Here is a 22,659-nt window from a genome sequence, read left to right on the forward strand (position 1 = left end):
CGGACGCCCCGCCCGCGGCCCACCCTAGGCGCCTTCGCGGGGTGCCGCGCGGCGAGCGGGGGCGGCGCGCCGCCGTCCGGGGCACGCCCGACGTCGAACGGCAGCCGCCGCACCGGGACTCGCGGTGCGGCGGCTGCCGTGGTGTGGAGGTGGGGGGCGGGGCTACTCGCCGACGCCCGCGAGGTCGCGCAGCCGGCGGCCCTGGGCGGCCCGCTCGGCGGCGCGCTGCTCGTCGTAGCCGCGCGGGGCGGCGTCCCGCAGCAGCGCCTTGGTCTCGATGACCGCGTCCCGGGGGGCGGCGAGCAGCGCGGCGGTCAGGTCGGCCACCGCGGCGTCGAGTTCGCCGCCGGGCACCACCAGGTTGGCCAGGCCGATCCGCTCGGCCTCGGCGGCCTGGACGTAGCGGCCGGTGACGCAGATCTCCAACGCCCGGGCGTACCCCACCAGTTCGGTCAGCGGCTTGGTGCCGGCCAGGTCGGGGACGAGCCCCAGGCTGGTCTCGCGCATCGCGAACTGCGCGTCGTCGGCGCAGACCCGCAGGTCGCAGGCGAGGGCGAGCTGGAACCCGGCACCGATGGCGTGCCCTTGGACGGCGGCGACGCTGATGACGTCGTTCCGCCGCCACCAGGTGAACGCCTCCTGGTAGGCGGCGATCGTCGCGTCCAGCTCGGCGGCGTCACCGCGGGCGAGGTCGAGGAACGACGGCTCGCCCGCTATGCCCTCCGGGGTGAACGCCTGCCGGTCGAGGCCGGCCGAGAACGAGACGCCCTCGGCGCGCAGCACCACCACCCGGACGCTGCCCGGCAGCGTCCGGCCGGCCTCGGCCAGGGCCCGCCACAGGGCGGGCGACTGGACGTTGCGCTTGGCCGCGTTGGCCAGGGTGACGGTGGCGACGGCGCCGTCCACGGTGAGCCGTACGCCGTCACGGTCGAGCAGTGCCGGGGCGGATACGGCGGGGGCGGGTTCGGACATCGGGGTACCTCCGAGCGGCCGGCGGACGTTGATTACCGAAGAGTAACCGCCACTGCCGCCCGCGTTCGCACCGCGGGTGCCCGGCCGACACCGGCCGGAGGTGTCCCGGCCGGGTCAGCCCGTCGCCGCCTTCTTGCCCCTGGTGGCGCCTCCACGACCGCGCAGAGTCACACCGGACTCGCTCAGCATCCGGTGCACGAATCCGTAGGAACGGCCGGTCTCTTCGGCCAATGCCCGGATACTCGCACCGGAGTCGTACTTCTTCTTCAGGTCTGCCGCGAGCTTTTCGCGCGCGGCGCCGGTCACCCGGCTGCCCTTCTTCAGAGTCTCGGCCACCCGTGCCTCCTCTAGGGAAGTGCGCTCTGGACTCTCATGATCACCCCTCGGGCGCTTCCTGGCCACCCATTCGACAAGGTCCGTGAAAACAACATCGGGTCCGGCCGGATTCGATTGCCCGTGGCATTGCCCGGCCCCGCCGGGAATTCCGTCCGCGCGGCATTCCGCGCCCGGACCGGATGGCGCGGCGAATTCGCTGGTCATCACGGTGAGTAAGGAGCACGGGGGCCATTCACCGCTGATCATCGCGGACAACCACCCGTGCGGGTGAGGCGGGCAGGGGGTACGAGGGATCCTCACGCAGATGACGGATCACGCATCGGCCGAATGATCCACAGGGCCGACCGGCGGACGCCGACCCGCGGCGGGCGCGGAACGGGACGCGCCGCCGGACGCGGGGTCCGGCGGCGCGAGGGGCGTCCCCGCCCCGTGGTGTCCTCCTGGGCGTCAGGCCAGCGAGACCAGGTCGGCGTACTCGTCGCCCCACAGGTCCTCGACGCCGTCCGGGAGCAGGATGATCCGTTCCGGCTGGAGCGCCTCGACCGCGCCCTCGTCGTGGGTGACCAGCACCACGGCGCCGGTGAACGAGTGGAGCGCGCCGAGGATCTCCTCGCGGCTGGCCGGGTCGAGGTTGTTGGTGGGCTCGTCGAGCAGGAGGACGTTGGCGCTGGAGACCACCAGGGTGGCCAGGGCCAGCCGGGTCTTCTCGCCGCCGGAGAGCACCCCGGCCGGCTTGTCCACGTCGTCCCCGGAGAACAGGAACGAGCCGAGGATCTTGCGGACCTCGACCAGGTCCATGTCGGGCGCGGCGGAGCGCATGTTCTCCAGCACCGTGCGGTCCGGGTCGAGGGTCTCGTGCTCCTGGGCGTAGTAGCCGAGCTTGAGGCCGTGGCCCGGTTCGACCTTGCCGGTGTCGGGCTGTTCGACGCCGGCCAGCAGACGCAGCAGGGTGGTCTTGCCGGCGCCGTTGAGGCCGAGGATGACGACCCGGGAGCCCTTGTCGATGGCGAGGTCGACGTCGGTGAAGATCTCCAGCGAGCCGTAGGACTTGGAGAGCCCGGTGGCCATCAGCGGGGTCTTGCCGCACGGCGCGGGCTCCGGGAAGCGCAGCTTGGCCACCTTGTCGGACTGGCGCACCGACTCCAGCCCGGCGAGCAGCTTGTCGGCGCGGCGCGCCATGTTCTGCGCGGCGACGGTCTTGGTGGCCTTGGCGCGCATCTTGTCGGCCTGGGCGTTGAGCGCGGCGGCCTTCTTCTCGGCGTTGGCCCGCTCCCGCTTGCGGCGCCGCTCGTCGGCCTCGCGCTGGGCCTGGTAGAGCTTCCAGCCCATGTTGTAGACGTCGATCACCGAGCGGTTGGCGTCCAGGTGGAAGACCTTGTTGACGACGGTCTCGACGAGGTTGATGTCGTGCGAGATGACGACGAAGCCGCCGCTGTAGGTCTTGAGGTAGTCGCGCAGCCAGCTGATGGAGTCGGCGTCGAGGTGGTTGGTGGGCTCGTCCAGCAGCAGGGTGTCGGCGTCGGAGAAGAGGATCCGGGCCAGTTCGACGCGGCGGCGCTGACCGCCGGAGAGGGTGTGCAGCGGCTGGCCGAGCACCCGGTCGGGGAGCCCCAGCGCGGCGGCGATGGTGGCCGCCTCCGCCTCGGCCGCGTAACCGCCCCGGGTGAGGAACTCGGTCTCCAGGCGGGCGTACTTCTTCATGGCGTTGTCGCGGGTGGCGCCCTTGCCGTTGGCCATCCGCTCCTCGTTCTCGCGCATCTTGCGCAGGACGACGTCGAGGCCGCGGGCGGCGAGGATGCGGTCGCGGGCGAGGACGTCGAGGTCGCCGGTGCGCGGGTCCTGGGGCAGGTAGCCGATCTCCCCGGAGCGGGCGACCGTCCCCGCCGCGGGCTGGCCCTCCCCGGCGAGCACCTTCGTCAGCGTGGTCTTGCCGGCGCCGTTGCGGCCGACCAGGCCGATGCGGTCGCCCTTGGCGATGCGGAAGGTGGCGGACTCGATGAGGACACGGGCGCCGGCGCGCAGCTCAAGGCCGGTGGCGGTGATCACGGAACGGGCTCCTGGCGGGAAGGGACGGCATGCGGACGGGTTCGTCGCCGCGTGAAGAAGCCCGCCGCGGACACGGGCGGGCGAGCGGCGTCACAGCCGTCTAATCCGTGAGAAGAACTGCCATGGAGCCAGTCTACCGGTGGCCTGCAACCGCATTACCCGGCCCGGCGGAGGCCGGGTGAAGCGGTTGCAGGCCCCGCCCGGCGCCGGCCCCCGCGCCCCGGAAGCCCCGGGGCCGGTCCCGGCCGGGGCAGGCCAAGCGTCCGGCGTACCGGGCCCCGGGCGGGGGCCACGGACCGGGGCCGCCGTCCGGGCGCCCCACGGCCCGGCCACCCGGGACCGGCTCCCGACCGGGACGGGCCGAACGCCCGAGGCACCGGGCCGACGCCACCGCCCGAGGGCACCGCGTTTCGGCCTCCGGGGCGGCCCGGACGTCCGGGGTGCCGAAACCCGGGCCAACAGGGGCGGGGCCGGGCGGGGGCCGTATCGAGGCACCGGGCCCCGGGCCCGCGCGGGCAGCCCGGGCGGAGGCCACCGTCCGAGGGCACCGCGGCCCGGCCCCGGGGCGGGCCCCCGCCGGGGACGGGCCACACGCCGGGGCGCCCCGGCCCGGACGGGGCTATTCGCCGCCGGTGTGGACCTCGAAGGCGGCTCGGCGGACGATCTTGGCGAGGGCGGGGTCGGGCAGGGCGGCGGCGAGGGCGACGAGGACCTGGACGATGCGGGGGTGGCCGGTTTCGCGGATCTCGTCGAGGAGGCGGGGCACGGAGCCCTGGACGGCGGTGTCGAGGTGGGCGAGGAGCAGGTGGCCCTCGCCGTGGTCGGCGACGGCGGCGGCGGTGTCCACCCAGAGCCAGGTGGCCTCCTCGCGGGTGAGCAGCGCCATCTGCTCCTCCGGCGGGCACCCCTGCTGCTCGGCGAGCCACAGCAGCGCGTACGGCCGCAGCCGGGGCTCGTCGACGACCGCGCTGACCGCGGGCTCGGCGGGGGCCCCCACGGTCCGCAGCGCCTCGAAGGCGAGACCGCGCAGCAGGGCGTCGTCGCCCCGGGCGACCTGGAGCAGTTCGGCGACGGCCTGGCCGACCGGACGGGCGGCGAGCCAGGCCCGGTACTCCACCCGGGCCGGGCCGGGCGAGTAGTGCGAGCAGGCGCGCAGCAGGTCCTCGGCGGACTGCTCGATGTGCCCGGCCGGACCCTGCGCGGCCACGCAGATCTGCTCCAGCTTGACCCACACCGCCCAGTTGCCGAGCGGGGTCAGCGCCACCTCCCCGTCCCCGGCGCGCGGACGCAGCGCGCCCACCTCGACCAGCGCGTCCAGCGTCCAGTCGAGGAGGCCGGGCAGCGGGTCGGCGCCGCCGTCGGCGGGGGGCTCGTGGCGTTCGGTACGCAGTTCGGCCACCCGCTGGCGCAGCAGGTCGAGCAGGACGGGGACGGCCACCGGGCCGGAGGACAGGTGGAGCAGCGAGAGCAGTTGCGGGGCGGCCTCGACGACCTCGGCGACCAGGGCGTGGTCGGAGCCGCAGGGGGCGGGGTGACACAGCGACCAGGCGTCGAAGAGGGCGACCCAGCCGCGCAGCACGGCGGTGTCGTCCCGGTCCCAGGCGCTCAGCCGCCAGCCGGGGTGGGCCGCGCCGTCGCGCAGCTCGACCAGCCCGGCCAGCCGGGCGCGGTCCCATCCGACCTGGACCTGACGCGGCGTCAGCTCCAGTGCGGCGGCGGCGCGTTGGAGTTCCGGGTCGGGCAGGGTGCCGCCGGGGGCGGGCCTGGGCGGGGCGGCCCGGCCGCCGACGGTGGCGGTCCAGCGGGCGAGGCGGACCGCGTCGGCCAGTACGGCCCGGGCCTGGGCGGCGAGTTCGTCCGGCGCCGGGGTGCCCTCGGGGGGACGGGGCGGCCCGGCGCGCCTGGCCGCGGTGGCCCGGCGCACGTTGGGAACGGGCCGGGGGGATACGAGCCGGAGCCTGGTGTCACGCTGGGAACGAGACGTCACGACAGCAGTCTTACGGGTGAGCCCCCGGAAACCCAAACGAGCATCCGCCGACCCTCCGCCACACCGCCGTCACCTGCGGCGACGCAACCGTCCCCGGGCCCTGGGCCGGACGCGGGACCCCGGCCCCGGCCGGCCGGGCGGGCGCGCCCGGGCTAGACCAGCGGGGTCAGGAAGCGCCGCAGGGCCTCCTCGTAGCCGGTGGGGTCGGCGTTCCACATCGCCTGGTGCTCGGCCCGCGGGACGGTGCGCAGGGTGACCAGGTCGGGGCGGCGGGCGGCCAGCTCGCGGGAGGGTTCCCAGGGGGCGATGGTGTCGTCGGGGCCGTGCACCACCAGGGTGGGCACGGTGAGCCGGTCGGGCTCGGCGGAGTCGGCGAGCCGCTCGGCGTGCAGGCCGGTACGTCCCTGGGCGGCCCGGACCGCCAGCGGCACCAGGGCGTCGGGCACGTGGTGGCTGCGGGCCACCCCGCGCACCGCGGCCTGCCACTCCAGCACCGGCGAATCGAGGATCAGGCCGCTGACGTGGCCGCGCAGCGGCGAGTGGTCGGCCACCCGCAGCGCCATCGCGGCCCCGGTGGACCAGCCGTGCAGCACCACGCGCCGGGCACCGCCGCGCACGGCGTACCGCAGCGCGGCGTCCACGTCGGCCCACTCGGTGTCGCCGAGGTGGCCGATGCGGTCGGCGGAGTCCGGGGCGCCGGGGTCGTTGCGGTAGCTGATCAGGAGCGCCGGCATCCGGGCGCGCCGCCAGAACGGCAGCAGGTTGAGCGGGTGCTCCCGGGTGGTGCCCAGCCCGTGCACGGCGATCACCCAGGTGTCCCGCGCCCCGTCCGTCAACCAGGCGGGCATCGGCCCGAGTTCGCCGTCCACGGTGACGTCGTGGAAGGCGACGCCGTGCGCCTGGGCGGGGTCGCCGGTGTGGAGCTGCGGGGTGATCCGTACCCGGGTGCCCGGCCGGAAGTCGCCGAACTGGACGCTCTCCAGCTCGCGGGTGACCGAGTCGGGACGGGTCTCCACCACCGGCCCGACCACGGCGTGGCAGCCGGCCCCGGCGAGCCCGTAGCGCCCCGGGCGCACCGAGGTCAGGCAGCGGCTGAGGGTGATCCGGCCGGGTTCGACGCGGTGCACGGTCAGCGGGGGCGCCTGCTGGGCGGGCGGGCCGGCCAGCGCGGTGCCGCCGTGCCGGGGCCGCAGCGCCAGATCGCAGACGTACCGGCCGGCGGCCACGGTGGCCAGACCGGCACCGGCACAGGTGGCGGCGAGCAGCGCCGCGGTACGCACCGTACGCATACGCATTTCTCCAGGGTCGCGGGCGGCCCCGGGGCGGGCCACCGGAGGCGGACCGGACGGGTGGTGCCCGGGGCGCCGGTCCTACCGTTGCGACTGCCCGTAATGGCGTAGTTCATGGCCGGCCTCGGCCAGTTCGGCCGGGGAGAGCACGGCCGGGGTGCCGACGGCCGCGGCGGCGAGCCAGACCCGGCACATCCATTCCAGCTGCCGGGTGTTGTCGTACGCCTCGTCCAGGGTGCGGCCGGTCACCACGGTGCCGTGGTTGCGCAGCAGGCAGCCGGTGCGGTCGCGCAGCGCCTCCAGCATGGCGTCGGCGAGTTCCGGGGAGCCGAAGGTGGCGTAGCGGGCGACGCGTACCGGTCCGCCGAGGGCGGCGCAGATGTAGTGGACCGGGGGGACCTCGTCCACCAGGGTGGAGACGGCGGTGGCGTGGGCGGCGTGGGTGTGCACCATGGCCCGGGCGTCGGTCTCCCGGTAGACCGCCAGGTGCATCGGGACCTCGCTGGTGGGGCGGAGCCGGCCGAACCGCTGCTTGCCGGAGAGGTCGACGGCGGTGAGGTCCCGCTGCCGGAGCCGGTCGTAGTGCACCCCGCTCGGGGTGACCAGCACCAGGTCGCCGACGCGCACCGAGACGTTGCCGGAGGTGCCGACCACCAGGCCGTCCGCCGCGGTCCGGCGGGCGACGGCCACGAGGTCGCGCCAGGCGTCGTCGAGGTCCTTGTACCAGTCCATGCCGCCCCGCCTCTCTTGTCGTCCGCCGCACCGGAGCCCTTTGATCCTGACACGTTGTCCATTGATCGGCCCCTGACAGGAGCAGTAACGTCCGCCACCACGAACGGCAGCATCATCGGGGCGGGAGCTGGGCATGACGACCGTCAACGGCGGCATCTCCTACTGGTACGCGGCGAACGGGCTCCCCGCGCCGCGCGAGCCGCTGCCCGGGGACGCCACGGCCGACGTGTGCGTGGTCGGCGGCGGCTACACCGGGCTGTGGACGGCGTACTACCTGAAGAAGGCGGCGCCGTTCCTGCGGATCACCGTGCTGGAGAAGGACTTCTGCGGTTACGGGGCCTCCGGACGCAACGGCGGCTGGCTCTACAACGGCGTGGCCGGCCGCGACCGGTACGCCAGGCTGCACGGCCGGGAGGCGGCGGTGCGGTTGCAGCGGGCGATGAACGACACCGTGGACGAGGTGATCCGGGTCGCCGCCGAGGAGGGCATCGACGCCGGGGTCCACAAGGGCGGGGTGCTGGAGGTGGCCACCTGCCCGGCGCAGCTGGCCCGGCTGAAGGCGTTCCACGCGGCCGAGGTGGCGTTCGGGGAGACCGACCGGGTACTGCTGGGGGCACGGGAGACCGCCGAGCGGATCCGGGTGGCCGGGGCCGCCGGTGCCACCTGGACCCCGCACGGCGCCCGCCTCGACCCGGTGCGGCTGGTGCGGGGGCTGGCCGCCGTGGTGGAGGCGCTGGGCGTGGTGATCCACGAGTCGACCCCGGTGACCCGCATCCGCGCCCAGCAGGCGCGGACCCCGTACGGCACGGTGCGGGCGCCGTACGTGCTGCGGTGCACCGAGGGGTTCACGGCGGCACTGGAGGGGCAGCGGCGCACCTGGCTGCCGATGAACTCCTCGATGATCGTCACCGAGCCGCTGCCGGAGCGGGTGTGGGAGCGCATCGGCTGGGAGGGCCGCGAGACGCTGGGCGACCTGGCGCACGCGTACATGTACGCGCAGCGCACCGAGGACGGCCGGATCGCGCTCGGCGGCCGGGGGGTGCCGTACCGGTTCGGGTCGCGCACCGACAACGACGGGCGCACCCGGCCGGCCACCGTGGCGGCGCTGCGGGAGATCCTGGTGCGTCTCTTCCCGGCCGCCGCCGGGGCGGCGGTCGACCACGCCTGGTCGGGGGTGCTGGGGGTGCCGCGGGACTGGTGCGCCGCGGTGGAGCTGGACCGCACCACGGGGCTGGGCTGGGCCGGGGGTTACGTGGGCAGCGGGGTGGCCACCGCCAACCTGGCCGCGCGCACCCTGTGCGATCTGGTGCGGCTCGACTCCGGACAGGGCGGGGCGACCGGGCTGACCACGCTGCCGTGGGTCTCCCACCGGGTACGGCGCTGGGAGCCGGAGCCGCTGCGCTGGCTCGGGGTGCACACCCTGTACGCCGCCTACCGGACGGCCGACCGCCGCGAGCGCGCCGGCCGCACGGCACACACGGACCCGGTGGCCCGGCTGGCGGACCGGATCTCCGGGCGGGGCTAGCGCCGGGTGTTCCGCCGCCCGCGCGGGCGCTCAGGCGTGCGGCGGGGCCGGCCGCACCGCCCGTCGCCTCAGCGCGCCCTGGCGGGCCGGTCGGGGGGTGCGATGGTGAAGGGGTCGCGGTGACCGCCGGGAGGATGCCGTCAGTTCACCTTCCGTTCATTCTCGGTCCGTACGGTCGCCGCGTCTCTGCCCGCTCGAACGATTGCCTGGGTGAATGGACCACATCACGTTGCTCGTCGGAGTCGTGATCGTCACCGCGCTCGTGTTCGACTTCACGAACGGCTTCCACGACACCGCCAACGCCATGGCGACCACCATCTCCACCGGGGCGATGAAGCCGAGAGCGGCCGTGGCGATGGCCGCGGTGCTCAACCTGGCCGGGGCGTTCCTGTCGGTGCAGGTCGCCAAGACCATCTCGGGCGGCATCATCGACGAGAAGGCCGGGGTGCACCCGGAAGTGATCTTCGCCGGGCTGATCGGCGCGATCGTGTGGAACCTGGTGACCTGGCTGGCCGGGCTGCCGTCCAGTTCCTCGCACGCCCTGTTCGGCGGGTTGATCGGGGCCACCTTGGCCTCGGTGGGCGTCCACGGGGTGCACGCCGACGCGATCGTGATGAAGGTGCTGATCCCGGCGGTGGCCTCCCCGCTGATCGCCGGGATCGCCTCGGCGCTGGCCACCCGGGCGACCTACCGGATCGGGCGCGGCGCGGACCCGGCGGCCACCGCCAAGGGTTACCGGGCCGGGCAGATCGCCTCGGCCGGGCTGGTCTCGCTGGCCCACGGCACCAGCGACGGGCAGAAGACGATGGGCGTGATCACCCTGGCGCTGGTGACCGGCGGCCTGGTGGCGCCGCACGCCGACCCGCCGCTGTGGGTGATCGTGGCGGCCGGTGCCGCCATGGCGCTGGGTACGTACGTCGGCGGCTGGCGGATCATCCGCACCCTGGGCAAGGGGCTCACCGACATCCAGCCGCAGCAGGGCTTCGCCGCCCAGACCGGGGCCGCGACGGTGATCCTCGCCTCGTCCCACCTGGGCTTCGCGCTCTCCACCACGCACGTGTGCTCCGGCGCGGTGCTCGGGGCCGGGGTCGGCCGCAAGGGCGCCGTGGTGCGGTGGGGCACGGCCGGCCGGATGGCCGCCTCCTGGGTGATCACGCTGCCCGCCGCCGGGCTCGTGGCGTCCGGCGCCGCCCTCCTGTCCGAGCAGGGCACCTGGGGCGTGATCGTGGTCGGCGCGATCGGGCTGGCGGTGGGGCTGGCCGCGTGGCTGGTCTCACAGCGCAAGCCGGTGGACCACACCAACGTCAACGACGTGGCGCCGGTGGCGGAGCCCGCCGCCGAAGCCGCCGAGGAGGGCTTCGACCCGTTCGCCCCGGCCGTGGCGCCCGTCGCGCCGCTGACGGCCGTGCTGCCGGCGCCGGCGGCCTCCGTTCCCCCCGTGGTCCCGGCCGCCCCGGCCGCCGCACAGAAGGAAGCGCTGCTGTGAAGATCGACTGGGCGGGCTTCGCCTCGGTGCTCGGCGTCGGCGTGGGCGTCACGGTGGCGCTGGTCGCGCTGTTCACGCTGGGCGTGGCGGGGCTGGCGAAGCAGGCCCCGGCGGGCCCCGGCGGTCAGACCGCCTCAGCCCGGCGGGCGGGCGCCTACCTGTGCTTCGCGCTGTGCACGGCGGCGGTGGCCTACGGGATCTGGCTCATCGTCGGCTGAACCGCCGTGGCCGGCCCGTGCGTCGGGCCGGCCTTCCCGTCTCCACCTGCGCATACACCCCGTGGGGGCGCTCACACAAGGTTGACGCGCGTTCGCGGCCCATGGTGGACTTCGCGGTGCCATACGGCGCTATGCCCAACGGCGACAGCAGAGGAAGCCGGTGCGAATCCGGCGCGGTCCCGCCACTGTCACCGGGGAGCACGTCCCCACCCGAGCGTCACGGCCGCGTGAGCGGCTGGAAGGCCGGGGGCGTGCCGATCCGGGAGCCAGGAGACTCTCGTCGCCGGTCACGTCGAACCAGGGCGCGGACCCTGAGTGAGGACTTCTGCCATGCCCGGCACACCGCCCCCACCCCTGCCGACGAGGCCGTCCCGAGGCGCGACGGCGGACTGAACCGATGCGTGCCGATCGCTTCTTCGCGTACGGCGCCGCCCTGGGCTACACCTGCGACCTGCTCGCCGGTGACCCGCGCCGGGCGCATCCGGTGGCCGCGTTCGGCCGGGCCGCCTCGGCGGCGGAGCGCCGGCTGTGGCGGGACGACCGGGGCCGGGGCGCGCTCTTCACCGCGGTGTGCGCGGGCGGGGTGCTGGCCGCCGGGTACGCCGCCGAGCGGCTGACCCGCCGTTCCCCGTTGGCCGCCACCGCGCTGGGCGCCGTGGTGACCTGGTCGGTGCTGGGCGGTACGTCGCTGGGGCGGGAGGCCCGGGCGGTGGCCGCGGCGCTGGCGGACGGGGACCTGACGGCGGCCCGGGAACGGCTGCCGCACCTGTGCGGCCGGGATCCGCAGGCGCTGGACGGGCCGCAGATCGCCCGTGCCGTGGTCGAGTCGGTGGCCGAGAACACCTCCGACGCGGTGGTCGGCGCGCTGGTGTGGGGGGCGATCGGCGGGGTGCCGGGGCTCGCCGCCTTCCGGGCGGTCAACACGCTGGACGCGATGGTGGGTCACCGTTCGCCGCGTTACCGGCGGTTCGGCTGGGCGGCGGCCCGGCTCGACGACGTGCTGGGGTGGCCGGGCGCCCGGCTGACCGCGTTGCTGGCGACCGTGGCCGGACCCGATCCGCGCGGCGCCTGGCGGGTGTGGCGGGACGACGGACGGCGCCACCCGAGCCCCAACGCGGGGCCGGTGGAGGCGTCGTTCGCGGGCGCGTTGGGCGTCCGGCTGGGCGGCACGCTGTCGTACGGCGGGCGGGTGGAGCACCGGCCGGTGCTGGGCGCGGCCGGGCGGCCGGTCGAGGTGGCCGATGTGGAGCGCGCGGTGCGGCTGTCGCGCCGGGTGGGGTTGCTGGCGCTGGCGGTCTGCGCCGGTGCGGGGCTGGTGTCGAGGAGGCGTCGGTGACAGGCGGACTGCTGGTGGCCGGGACCACCTCGGACGCGGGCAAGAGCGTGGTGACCGCCGGGATCTGCCGGTGGCTGGTGCGGCGGGGTGTGCGGGTGGCGCCGTTCAAGGCGCAGAACATGTCGCTCAACTCCTTCGTCACCCGCGGCGGCGCCGAGATCGGCCGGGCCCAGGCGATGCAGGCGCAGGCCGCGCGGGTGGAGCCGACGGCGCTGATGAACCCGGTGCTGCTCAAGCCGGGCGGGGAGAGCAGCAGCCAGGTGGTGCTGCTGGGCAGGCCGGTGGGTGAGTTGAGCGCACGGGGCTACCATGACGGGCGGCAGCGGGAGTTGCTGGGCACCGTCACCGACTGCCTGGCCGAACTGCGCCGTACCCACGACGTGGTGATCTGCGAGGGGGCCGGCAGCCCGGCCGAGATCAACCTGCGGCGCAGCGACATCGTCAACATGGGGCTGGCGCGGGCCGCGCGGCTGCCGGTGGTGGTGGTCGGCGACATAGACCGCGGCGGGGTCTTCGCCTCGTTCTTCGGCACCACCGCGCTCCTGGACCGCGAGGACCAGGCGCTGATCGCCGGCTACCTGGTCAACAAGTTCCACGGTGACGTGACGCTGCTGGAGCCGGGGCTGGAGAGCCTCCGGAAACTGACGGGCCGTCAGACGCTGGGGGTGCTGCCGTTCCGGCACGGCCTGGGCATCGACGAGGAGGACGGGCTGCGGGTGTCGTTGCGCGGCACCGTGCGCGAGTCGGCCGTGACGCCCCCGTACGGGGAGGACGTGCTGCGGGTCGCGGTGGCCGCGGTGCCGCTGATGTCCAACTTCACCGACGTGGACGCGCTCGCCGCCGAACCCGGGGTCGTGGTGCGCTTCGTGGACCGCCCCGAGGAGCTGGCCGACGCCGACCTGGTGGTGCTGCCCGGCACCCGCGGCACGGTACGGGCGCTGGCCTGGCTGCGGGAGCGCGGGCTGGCCGACGCCGTGGTGCGCCGGGCCGCCGAGGGCCGTCCGGTGCTGGGCATCTGCGGCGGCTTCCAGATGCTCGGCGAGGTCGTCGAGGACGACGTCGAGTCCCGCGCCGGCACCGTCGAGGCGCTGGGCGTGCTGCCGGTACGGGTGCGGTTCGCCGCCGAAAAGACGCTGGCCCGGCCGTCCGGCAAGGAGTTCGGCGAACCCGTGGAGGGCTACGAGATCCACCACGGGGTGGCCGAGGTGCGCGGCGGCGACGAGGCGTTCCTGGACGGCTGCCGGGTCGGCGCGGTGTGGGGCACCCACTGGCACGGCTCGCTGGAGAGCGACGGTTTCCGCCGGGCGTTCCTGCGCCGGGTGGCGAAGGCGGCGGGGCGCCGTTTCGTCCCCGCGCCGGACACCTCCTTCGGCGCGCTGCGCGAGGAGCAGCTCGACCGGCTCGGCGATCTGATCGAGGAGCACGCGGACACCGCGGCACTGCTGCGGCTGATCGAGGACGGCGTTCCGGCCGGCCTCCCCTTCCTTCCCCCGGGAGCACCGTGAACAACGAGCACACCGTTGCGCTGCTGTCCACCGCCGACACCGACCTGCTGGCCGCCCGGGCCTGCGGTGCCGCCTACCGGACCGGCAACCCGACCCGGCTGACCGCGGAGGACCTGCCCGCGCTGCTGGACGGCGTCACGGTCGCCGTGGTCCGGCTGCTGGGCGGCAAACGGGCCTGGGAGGAGGGGCTGGCGGCGCTGGCCGCGAGCGGGGTGCCGACCGTGCTGCTGGGCGGCGAGGCGGTGCCGGACGCGGAGCTGATGGCGATGTCCTCGGTGCCGGCCGGCGTGGTGGCCGAGGCGCTGCGCTACCTGGTCGAGGGCGGCCCGCGCAACCTCGCCGAGCTGGCCCGCTTCCTGACCGACACCGTGGCCCTGACCGGCGAGGGGTTCGCCCCGCCGGAGCCGATGCCCGCCTACGGGGTGCACGGCTCCTACCAGCTCAAGGAGGACCGCCCCACGGTCGGCGTGCTCTTCTACCGGGCCCACGAACTCTCCGGCAACACCGCGTTCGTGGACACCCTGTGCGAGGCGATCGAGGCCAAGGGCGCCAATCCGCTGCCGGTGTACTGCGGTTCACTACGCGGTGCCGACCCGGGGCTGTACGAACTGCTGGGGCGGGCGGACGCGCTGGTGGCCACGGTGCTCGCGGCCGGCGGCACGGTCGCCTCGGACGCCTCGGCCGGCGGCGACGAGGAGGCGTGGGACGTCGGCGCGCTCGCCGAGCTGGACGTGCCGGTGCTCCAGGGGCTCTGCCTCACCTCGTCGCGGGCGGCCTGGGAGGCGTCGGACGCGGCGCTGACCCCGATGGACGCGGCGATGCAGGTGGCCATCCCGGAGTTCGACGGCCGGCTGATCACCGTTCCGTTCTCCTTCAAGGAGACCGGCGACGACGACGTACCGGTCTACGTCGCCGACCCCGAGCGGGCCGGGCGGGTGGCCGGGATCGCGGTGCGCCACGCGGCGCTGCGCCACAAGGCCGACGCGGACAAGAAGCTCGCCCTGGTCTTCACCGCGTACCCCACCAAGCACTCCCGGGTCGGCAACGCCGTCGGGCTGGACACCCCGGCCTCCGCGGTGCGGCTGCTGGACGCGCTGCGGGCGGCCGGGTACGACACCGGCGACCACCCGGACGACGGCGACGAGCTGATCCACCGGCTGATCGCGGCCGGCGGCCACGACGTGGAATGGCTCACCGAGGAGCAGTTGGCGGCGGCCCCGGCGCGGGTTCCGCTGGCGGACTACCGGGAGTGGTTCGCCACGCTCGACCCGGCGCTGCGCGAGGCGATGCTGGAGCACTGGGGGGAGCCGCCGGGCTCGCTCTACGTGGACGGCGACGAGATCGTGCTGGCCTCGCTGCGCTTCGGCAACGTGGTGATCATGATCCAGCCGCCGCGCGGCTTCGGGGAGAACCCGATCGCCATCTACCACGACCCCGACCTGCCGCCCTCCCACCACTACCTGGCCGCCTACCGCTGGCTGGAGCGGTCGTTCGGCGCCGACGCCGTCGTCCACCTGGGCAAGCACGGCACCATGGAGTGGCTGCCGGGCAAGGGACTCGGCCTGTCCCGGGGGTGCGCGCCCGACGCGGTGCTGGGCGAACTGCCGCTGGTCTACCCGTTCATCGTCAACGACCCCGGTGAGGGCACCCAGGCCAAGCGGCGCGGCCACGCCACCGTGGTCGACCACCTGGTCCCGCCGATGGCCCGCGCCGACTCCTACGGCGACCTCGCCAAGCTGGAGCAACTGCTGGACGAGTACGCGCTCGTCAGCGACCTGGACCCGGCGAAGGCACCGGCCGTGCGCGGCCAGATCTGGACGCTGGTGCGGGCCGCCGAGCTCCACCACGACCTCCAGGTGGACGAGCAGCCCGATGAGGACGAGTTCGACGAGTTCGTCATGCACATCGACGGCTGGCTGTGCGAGATCAAGGACGTGCAGATCCGTGACGGCCTGCACATCCTGGGCGGCGGCCCGGTCGGCGAGGCACGGGTCAACCTGGTGCTGGCGGTGCTGCGGTCGGCGCAGATCTGGGGTGGAACCGCGGGGGCTCTGCCGGGGCTGCGGGCGTCGCTGGCGGCCGAATACGGGCTGGTGGAACGGGAGTTGCTGGCCGAGCCGGGGGCCCGGGTGGCGGTTCCGGAGGCGCTGACCGCGCTGGCCGAGGGCCCGGCGCGCACCGCCTCGGACGCGATCGACCTGCTGGAACGGGTCGCCCGGCGGCTCGCCGAGACGCTGGAGGCCCGCGACTGGGCCGTCCCCGAGGCCGCCGCGGTGGTGGCCGAGGTGACCGGGCGCGACATCCCCGACGCGGTGCGGGTGCTGGAGTTCGCCTGCGCCGAGGTGGTGCCGCGGCTGGCCCGTACCGACGACGAGATCGAGAACGTGCTGCGCGCGCTGCGCGGCGGCTACGTCCCGGCCGGCCCGTCCGGCTCGCCCACCCGGGGCCTGGTCAACGTGTTGCCGACCGGGCGCAACTTCTACTCGGTGGACCCCAAGGCGATCCCCTCCCGGCTCGCCTGGGACGTCGGCTCGGCGCTGGCCGACTCGCTGCTCGCCCGCCACCTCGCCGACACCGGCGCCTACCCCAGGTCGGTGGGGCTGACGGTGTGGGGCACCTCGTGCATGCGCACCCAGGGCGACGACATCGCCGAGATCCTGGCGCTGCTGGGGTGCCGTCCGGTGTGGGACGACGCCTCGCGCCGGGTGACCGGGTTCGAGATCGTGCCCGCCGCCGAACTGGGCCGCCCCCGCGTCGACGTCACGGTGCGCATCTCCGGCTTCTTCCGGGACGCCTTCCCGCACGTGGTCGCCCTGGTGGACGACGCGGTGCGGGCCGTCGCCGAACTCGACGAGGACGCCGAGGCCAACTACGTACGGGCGCACGCCGACGAGGACACCGCCGCCCACGGCGACCGGCGGCGCGCCACCGCCCGGATCTTCGGCTCCAAGCCGGGCGCCTACGGTGCCGGTCTGCTGCCGCTGATCGACGCCCGCAACTGGCGTTCCGACGCCGACCTCGCCGAGGTCTACGCGGTGTGGGGCGGCTACGCCTACGGCCGCGGCCTCGACGGCAGCCCGGCGCGCGGTGACATGGAGGCGGCCTTCCGCCGGATCCAGGTGGCCGCCAAGAACGTCGACACCCGCGAGCACGACATCGCCGACGCCGACGACTACTTCCAGTACCACGGCGGCATGGTGGCCATGGTCCGCCACCTGACCGGCGCCTCCCCGCAGGCGTACGTCGGCGACAGCGCGCTGACCGACCAGGTCAGGACCCGCACGCTGGCCGAGGAGACGCACCGGGTCTTCCGCGCCCGGGTGGTCAACCCGCGCTGGATGGCGGCGATGCGGCGCCACGGCTACAAGGGCGCCTTCGAGATGGCGGCCACCGTGGACTACCTCTTCGGCTACGACGCCACGGCCGGCGTGGTGGACGACTGGATGTACGAGAAGCTCGCGAGCGCCTACGTCTTCGCGCCGGAGAACCGCGAGTTCATGAAGAAGTCCAACCCGTGGGCGCTGCGCGGGATCAGCGAGCGGCTGCTGGAGGCCGCCGAGCGCGGCCTGTGGGCCGAGCCGGACGCGGAGACGCTGGAGCGGCTGCGCGAGACGTACCTGGAACTCGAAGGCGATCTGGAGGGCGGCGACGCATGAGCACCACCACCCCTTACCCGTTCACGGCGATCGTCGGGATGGCCGATCTGCGGCTGGCGCTGCTGCTCAACGCCGTCTCCCCGGCGGTGGGCGGGGTGCTGGTGCGCGGTGAGAAGGGGACCGCCAAGTCGACCGCGGTACGGGCGCTGTCGGCCCTGATGCCGCCGGTCGAGGTGGTCCCCGGGTGCCGTTTCTCGTGCGACCCGGCGGCGCCCGACCCGGGCTGCCCGGACGGCCCGCACCCGGCGGACGCGGGCGGCGCGACCCGTGCGGCCCGCATGGTCGAGCTGCCGGTCGGCGCCTCGGAGGACCGGCTCGTCGGCGCCCTGGACATCGAACGCGCCCTCGCCGAGGGGAAGAAGGCCTTCGAGCCGGGCCTGCTGGCCGCGGCCCACCGCGGGCTGCTCTACGTCGACGAGGTCAACCTGCTGCACGACGCGCTGGTCGACCTGCTGCTGGACGCCGCCGCGATGGGCGCCTGCTACGTGGAGCGGGAGGGCGTCTCGGTGCGCCACGCGGCCCGCTTCCTGCTGGTGGGCACGATGAACCCGGAGGAGGGCGAGCTGCGTCCGCAGCTGCTGGACCGCTTCGGGCTCACCGTGGAGGTGGCCGCCTCGCGGGAGGCGGACGAGCGGGTCGAGGTGGTGCGCCGCCGGCTCGCCTACGACGACGACCCGGCCGCCTTCGCGGCGCGCTGGGCGGCCGAGGAGGAGGCGCTGCGCGAGCGGATCGCCGCGGCGCGGGCGCTGCTGCCGTCGGTGGTGCTCGGTGACGCGGCGCTGCGCCAGATCGCCGCGGTGTGCGCCGCGTTCGACGTGGACGGGATGCGCGCCGACATCGTCACCGCCCGTACCGCCACCGCGCTGGCCGCCTGGGCGGGCCGCACCCAGGTGCTCGCCGAGGACGTGCGGCAGGCCGCGCTGCTGGCGCTGCCGCACCGGCGCCGCCGCAACCCGTTCGACGCGCCGGGCCTGGACGAGCGGCAACTCGACGACACCTTGCGGGAGTTCGGCGGCGACGACGACCCGGACCCGGACGGACCGGACGGCCCCGACGGGCCGGGCGGCGGCGGGCCGGACGGCCCCGGCGGACAGCCCCCGCGCGAGTCCGGGGAGGACGACGGCCAGTCGCCACCGCCCTCCCCCTCCCCCACGCCCGGACCGGGCGAGGCGACCGGGAACGAGGCGGCCGAGGGCGAGCCGCGCGGCGCGGGCAGCGGCGGCGGTGAGCAGGCGGCGGCCCCGGCCGGAGAGCCGTTCAAGGCCCGCACCCTGACCGTGGCCGGCCTCGGCGACGGGGCGGCCGGGCGGCGTTCCCGGGCCCGTACCGACCATGGCCGCACCATCGGCGCCCGCCGCCCGCAGGGCCCGCTCACCCGGCTCCACCTGGCCGCCACCGTGCACGCCGCCGCGCCGCACCAGCGCGCCCGGGGCCGCAGCGGACCGGGGCTGGTGCTGCGCAAGGACGACCTGCGCCAGGCGGTGCGCGAGGGCCGCGAGGGCAACCTGGTGCTCTTCGTGGTGGACGCCTCCGGCTCGATGGCGGCCCGGCAGCGGATGACGGCCGTCAAGGGCGCCGTGCTCTCCTTGCTGCTCGACGCCTACCAGCGGCGCGACAAGGTGGGGCTGATCACCTTCCGGGGCACCGGCGCCGAGCTGGCGCTGCCGCCCACCTCGTCGGTGGAGGTCGGGGCCGCCCGGCTGGAGCGGCTGCCCACCGGTGGCCGTACCCCGCTGGCCGCCGGGCTCGCCAAGGCCCGGGAGGTGCTGCGGGTGGAGCGGCTGCGGGATCCGGCACGGCGCCCGCTGCTGCTGGTGGTGACCGACGGCCGGGCCACCGGCGGGCCGGAACCGGTGGCGCTGGCCACCCGGGCCGCCCGGCAGCTCGCCGCCGACCAGGTGGCCTCGGTGGTGGTGGACTGCGAGTCCGGGCCGGTGCGGCTGGGTCTGGCGGGCGCGCTCGCCCGCGACCTGGCGGGCACCGCGGTGACGCTGGAGGAGTTGCGCGCGGACACCGTGTCCGCCGTGGTACGGGACGCGAGGAGGGCCGCGTAATGCCGCAGGGCAAACCGAGTGTGGTACCGGACGACGGGCTGACGACCCGGCAGCGGCGCAACCGGCCGTTGCTGATCGTGCACACCGGACCCGGCAAGGGGAAGTCCACGGCGGCCTTCGGGCTGGCGCTGCGCGCCTGGAACCAGGGGTGGCCGGTCGGGGTCTTCCAGTTCGTCAAGTCCGCCAAGTGGCGGGTGGGCGAGGAGCGGGCGCTGCGGGTGCTCGGCGACTCCGGCGAGGGCGGCGCCGTCACCTGGCACAAGATGGGCGAGGGCTGGTCGTGGGTGCAGCGCGACATCGCCTCCAGCGAGGACGCGGCCCGGGAGGGCTGGGAGCAGGTCAAGCGTGACCTGGCGGCCGAGACGTACCAGCTGTACGTGCTCGACGAGTTCGCGTACCCGATGCACTGGGGCTGGGTCGACACCGACGAGGTGATCTCGGTGCTGCGCGACCGGCCCGGCTCCCAGCACGTGGTGATCACCGGCCGCAACGCGCCGCAGCCGCTGCTGGACGCGGCCGACCTGGTGACCGAGATGACGAAGGTCAAGCACCCGATGGACGTCGGGCAGAAGGGCCAGCGGGGCATCGAGTGGTGAACGTTCCCCGGCTGGTCGTCGCCGCGCCGGCCTCCGGGAGCGGCAAGACGACGGTGGCCACCGGGCTGATGGCCGCCCTGGCCGCGCGCGGCCTCGCCGTCTCCGGCCACAAGGTGGGCCCGGACTACATCGACCCGGGCTACCACGCGCTGGCCACCGGCCGCCCGGGGCGCAACCTGGACGCCTACCTGTGCGGCCCGGAGCGGATCGCGCCGTTGTTCCGGCACGGCGCGGCCGGTGCCGAGGTCGCCGTGGTCGAGGGCGTGATGGGGCTCTACGACGGCGCCGCCGGGCTGGGCGAGACGGCCTCGACGGCGCAGGTGGCCAAGGTGCTGCGGGCGCCGGTGGTGCTGGTGGTGGACGCCTCGTCGCAGTCGCGTTCGGTGGCCGCCCTGGTGCACGGCTTCGCGTCGTGGGACCCGGAGGTGCGGATCGGCGGCGTGGTGCTCAACAAGGTGGGCTCCGAACGCCACGAGGAGTTGCTGCGGGAGGCGCTGGACGCCTCCGGGGTGCCCGTCCTCGGGGTGCTGCGCCGGGACGCCTCGCTGGTGACGCCCGCCCGCCACCTGGGCCTGGTGCCGGTGGCCGAGCGGCGTGCCGAGGCGGTGGCCGCGGTACGGGACATGGCCGGCCGGGTCGCCGCCGGCTGCGACCTGGAGGCGCTGCTGGCGCTGGCCCGCAGCGCGCCGCCGCTGGACGTGCCGCCGTGGGAGGCGGCGGTCGCCGTCGGCGGCGCGGTGGCCGGGCCCGGGGCGGGCGGCGGTGCCGGGGCGCCGGGGCCGGTGGTGGCGGTGGCCGGCGGGCCGGCGTTCACCTTCTCCTACGCCGAGCACGCCGAGTTGCTGACCGCCGCGGGCGCCCGGGTGGTGGCGTTCGACCCGCTGCGTGACGAACGGCTGCCACGGGGCACCGCCGGGCTGGTGATCGGCGGCGGCTTCCCCGAGGTGTACGCCCCGGAGCTGTCGGCCAACGAGCCGTTGCGGGCCGCGGTGGCCGCGTTCGCCGCCGCCGGCGGCCCGGTGGCCGCCGAGTGCGCCGGACTGCTGTACCTGGCGCGGGAATTGGACGGCCGGCCGATGTGCGGGGTGCTGGACGTACGGGCCCGGATGGCGGAACGGCTGACCCTGGGCTACCGGGAGGCGGTGGCGCTCGGGGACAGTGTGCTGGCGGCGGCCGGCACCCGGGTGCGCGGCCACGAGTTCCACCGCACGGTGACCGAGCCGGGGTCGGGCGAGCCGCCGGCCGGCCCCGCCTGGGGGCTGACCGGGCCGCGGCGCCGGGGCGAGGGCTTTGTCCATGAGGGCGTGCACGCCTCCTATCTCCATGTGCACTGGGCGGCCGAACCGTCGATCGCCCGCAGGTTCGTCGAGAGGTGCGCGGCATGAGCAGCCGTCTGATCGGGGTCGGGGTGGGCCCCGGCGATCCGGAGCTGGTGACGGTCAAGGGCGTGGCCGCGCTGCGGTCGGCCGAGGTGGTGGTGGTGCCCGTGATGGACACCCTGGAGCGCGGCCGGGCGGAGGCCACCGTGCTGCACTACGTGGACGCCGCCAAGGTGGTGCGGGTGGTCTTCGCGCTCAACGAGCGCCAGGACCGGGCCCGTCGGGAGGCCGCCTGGGACGCGGCCGGCCGGCGGGTGGCCGGGCTGCTGGGCGACCACGCCACGGTGGCCTTCGCCACCATCGGCGACCCCAACGTGTACTCGACGTTCACCTACCTCGCGCAGACGGTCTGCGCGCTGGTGCCCGGGCTGGTGGTGGAGACGGTGCCGGGTATCACCGCCATGCAGGACCTGGCGGCCCGTTCCGGCGCGGTGCTCACCGAGGGCACCGAGCCGCTGACCCTGGTGCCGGTGACCGCGGGCTCGGCGGTGCTCAAGGAGGCGCTGACCGGGCCGGGCACGGTGGTGGCGTACAAGTTCGGCCGGCTGGCCGAGGAGGTGGCCGGGGTGCTGCGGGAGACCGGCCGCACCGAGGACGCGGTGTGGGGGTCGGCGCTCGGTCTGCCGGAGGAGTCGATCCGCCCGGCGTCGGAGCTGCTCGACGGCCCGCTGCCGTATCTGTCCACGCTGATCGCTCCCGCCCGCCGGGAGAGCCGAGGAGGCAAGCTGTGACCGGCAAGGTGACGATCGTCGGGGCCGGGCCGGGCGCGGCCGACCTGCTGACGTTCCGGGCGGCGCGGGCGATCGCCGAGGCCGACGTGGTGATCTGGGCGGCCAGCCTGGTGCAGGCCGAGGTGCTGGAGCACGCGCGGCCCGGGGCGGAGATCCTGGACTCGGCGGCGATGTCGCTGGAGGACGTGGTGGCCGTCTACCGCAGGGCCGCCGAGGAGGGGCTGCGGGTGGCCCGGATCCACTCCGGCGACCCGGCGTTGTGGGGCGGCACCCAGGAACAGCTCGACCACTGCGCCGGGTTGGGGCTGGCCACCGAGGTGGTGCCGGGGGTCTCGGCGTTCTCCGCGGTGGCGGCCGTGGCGCAACGGGAGCTGACCGTGCCGGAGGTGGCGCAGTCGGTGATCCTGACCCGGCTGGGCGGCGGCAAGACGCCGATGCCGCCGGGTGAGGAGGTCCGGGAGTTCGCCCGGCACGGCACCACGATGGCGGTCTTCCTCTCCGCGGCCCGGTCCGGACAGCTGGCGGCCGAGCTGACCGAGGGCGGCTACCCGCCGGACACCCCGGTGATCGTCGCCTACCAGGCCACCTGGCCGGAGGAGCTGGTGCTGCGCTGCACCGTCGGCACGCTGGAGGAGACCGTCAAGGAACACAAGCTGTGGAAGCACACGCTGTTCCTCGTCGGCCCGGCGCTGTCGGCCACCGGCACCCGTTCCCACCTGTACCACCCCGGGCACTTCCACGGTTACCGCAAGGCCGACCCGGCGGCCCGCAAGGCGCTGCGCGCCTCGCGCGGGTAACCCCTCGGCACCGC

At 75.3% G+C, this 22,659-nt stretch carries 17 protein-coding genes and 1 riboswitch; of the genes, 11 read left to right on the forward strand and 6 right to left on the reverse strand.

Features of this window, described 5'->3' with window-relative positions; all coding sequences use genetic code 11:
- Window positions 1–162: 162 nt before the first annotated feature.
- The 6 genes from SCATT_RS04745 to SCATT_RS04770 all read right to left on the reverse strand — a co-directional run bounded on the left by SCATT_RS04745 (window position 163) and on the right by SCATT_RS04770 (window position 7,362).
- Window positions 163–972 carry an enoyl-CoA hydratase/isomerase family protein gene (locus tag SCATT_RS04745; protein ID WP_014141795.1) on the reverse strand — a complete coding sequence of 270 codons (810 nt, stop codon included), beginning with the start codon at window positions 970–972 and terminating at the stop codon, window positions 163–165.
- A gap of 114 nt (window positions 973–1,086) precedes the next feature.
- Complete coding sequence (locus tag SCATT_RS04750) at window positions 1,087–1,308, reverse strand: helix-turn-helix domain-containing protein (protein WP_014141796.1); 222 nt, start codon at window positions 1,306–1,308, stop codon at window positions 1,087–1,089.
- 447 nt (window positions 1,309–1,755) lie between these two features.
- On the reverse strand, window positions 1,756–3,354 hold the full coding sequence (locus tag SCATT_RS04755; RefSeq protein ID WP_014141797.1) for an ABC-F family ATP-binding cassette domain-containing protein: 1,599 nt from the start codon (window positions 3,352–3,354) through the stop codon (window positions 1,756–1,758).
- Window positions 3,355–3,973: 619 nt separating this feature from the next.
- Window positions 3,974–5,341, reverse strand: a complete 1,368-nt coding sequence (locus SCATT_RS04760) for a hypothetical protein (RefSeq protein ID WP_173405623.1) — start codon at window positions 5,339–5,341, stop codon at window positions 3,974–3,976.
- Window positions 5,342–5,493: 152 nt separating this feature from the next.
- A complete protein-coding gene (locus SCATT_RS04765; protein WP_014141799.1) occupies window positions 5,494–6,630 on the reverse strand; it encodes an alpha/beta hydrolase in 1,137 nt (378 codons plus the stop codon).
- Window positions 6,631–6,711: 81 nt separating this feature from the next.
- Window positions 6,712–7,362, reverse strand: a complete 651-nt coding sequence (locus tag SCATT_RS04770) for a class II aldolase/adducin family protein (protein ID WP_014141800.1) — start codon at window positions 7,360–7,362, stop codon at window positions 6,712–6,714.
- Between the two features lie 133 nt (window positions 7,363–7,495).
- Here SCATT_RS04770 and SCATT_RS04775 point away from each other — a divergent pair, with 133 nt between their 5' ends.
- The 11 genes from SCATT_RS04775 (at window position 7,496) to cobM (ending at window position 22,645) form a co-directional block, all read left to right on the forward strand.
- Window positions 7,496–8,887: an NAD(P)/FAD-dependent oxidoreductase gene (locus SCATT_RS04775; RefSeq protein ID WP_014141801.1), complete on the forward strand. Its 1,392-nt coding sequence runs from the start codon at window positions 7,496–7,498 to the stop codon at window positions 8,885–8,887.
- 214 nt (window positions 8,888–9,101) lie between these two features.
- A complete protein-coding gene (locus tag SCATT_RS04780; protein WP_014141802.1) occupies window positions 9,102–10,373 on the forward strand; it encodes an inorganic phosphate transporter in 1,272 nt (423 codons plus the stop codon).
- On the forward strand, window positions 10,370–10,591 hold the full coding sequence (locus SCATT_RS04785; RefSeq protein ID WP_014141803.1) for a hypothetical protein: 222 nt from the start codon (window positions 10,370–10,372) through the stop codon (window positions 10,589–10,591). The genes SCATT_RS04780 and SCATT_RS04785 overlap by 4 nt, the downstream gene beginning before the upstream one ends.
- A 151-nt stretch (window positions 10,592–10,742) precedes the next feature.
- A riboswitch (cobalamin riboswitch) is annotated at window positions 10,743–10,867 on the forward strand.
- 121 nt (window positions 10,868–10,988) lie between these two features.
- Entirely contained in the window at window positions 10,989–11,927 is a 939-nt protein-coding gene (locus SCATT_RS04790; RefSeq protein ID WP_014141804.1) for a cobalamin biosynthesis protein, read from the forward strand.
- Window positions 11,924–13,432: a cobyric acid synthase gene (locus SCATT_RS04795; protein WP_014141805.1), complete on the forward strand. Its 1,509-nt coding sequence runs from the start codon at window positions 11,924–11,926 to the stop codon at window positions 13,430–13,432. The genes SCATT_RS04790 and SCATT_RS04795 overlap by 4 nt, the downstream gene beginning before the upstream one ends.
- Before the next feature lie 23 nt (window positions 13,433–13,455).
- Window positions 13,456–17,088, forward strand: a complete 3,633-nt coding sequence (gene cobN / locus SCATT_RS04800) for a cobaltochelatase subunit CobN (protein ID WP_173405676.1) — start codon at window positions 13,456–13,458, stop codon at window positions 17,086–17,088.
- Window positions 17,085–19,142 carry a putative cobaltochelatase gene (locus tag SCATT_RS04805; RefSeq protein WP_014141807.1) on the forward strand — a complete coding sequence of 686 codons (2,058 nt, stop codon included), beginning with the start codon at window positions 17,085–17,087 and terminating at the stop codon, window positions 19,140–19,142. The genes cobN and SCATT_RS04805 overlap by 4 nt, the downstream gene beginning before the upstream one ends.
- Entirely contained in the window at window positions 19,142–19,738 is a 597-nt protein-coding gene (cobO, locus tag SCATT_RS04810; protein WP_014141808.1) for a cob(I)yrinic acid a,c-diamide adenosyltransferase, read from the forward strand. The genes SCATT_RS04805 and cobO overlap by 1 nt, the downstream gene beginning before the upstream one ends.
- Window positions 19,732–21,123, forward strand: coding sequence for a cobyrinate a,c-diamide synthase (locus SCATT_RS04815; RefSeq protein ID WP_173405624.1), 1,392 nt, complete (start codon window positions 19,732–19,734; stop codon window positions 21,121–21,123). The genes cobO and SCATT_RS04815 overlap by 7 nt, the downstream gene beginning before the upstream one ends.
- The gene (gene cobI, locus SCATT_RS04820; protein WP_014141810.1) at window positions 21,120–21,848 is read left to right on the forward strand and encodes a precorrin-2 C(20)-methyltransferase; all 729 of its coding nucleotides are present in this window, start codon (window positions 21,120–21,122) and stop codon (window positions 21,846–21,848) included. The genes SCATT_RS04815 and cobI overlap by 4 nt, the downstream gene beginning before the upstream one ends.
- The gene (cobM, locus tag SCATT_RS04825) at window positions 21,845–22,645 is read left to right on the forward strand and encodes a precorrin-4 C(11)-methyltransferase (RefSeq protein WP_014141811.1); all 801 of its coding nucleotides are present in this window, start codon (window positions 21,845–21,847) and stop codon (window positions 22,643–22,645) included. The genes cobI and cobM overlap by 4 nt, the downstream gene beginning before the upstream one ends.
- The last annotated feature ends 14 nt before the right edge of the window (window positions 22,646–22,659 follow it).

This window comes from Streptantibioticus cattleyicolor NRRL 8057 = DSM 46488, assembly GCF_000240165.1.
GTDB lineage: Bacteria > Actinomycetota > Actinomycetes > Streptomycetales > Streptomycetaceae > Streptantibioticus > Streptantibioticus cattleyicolor.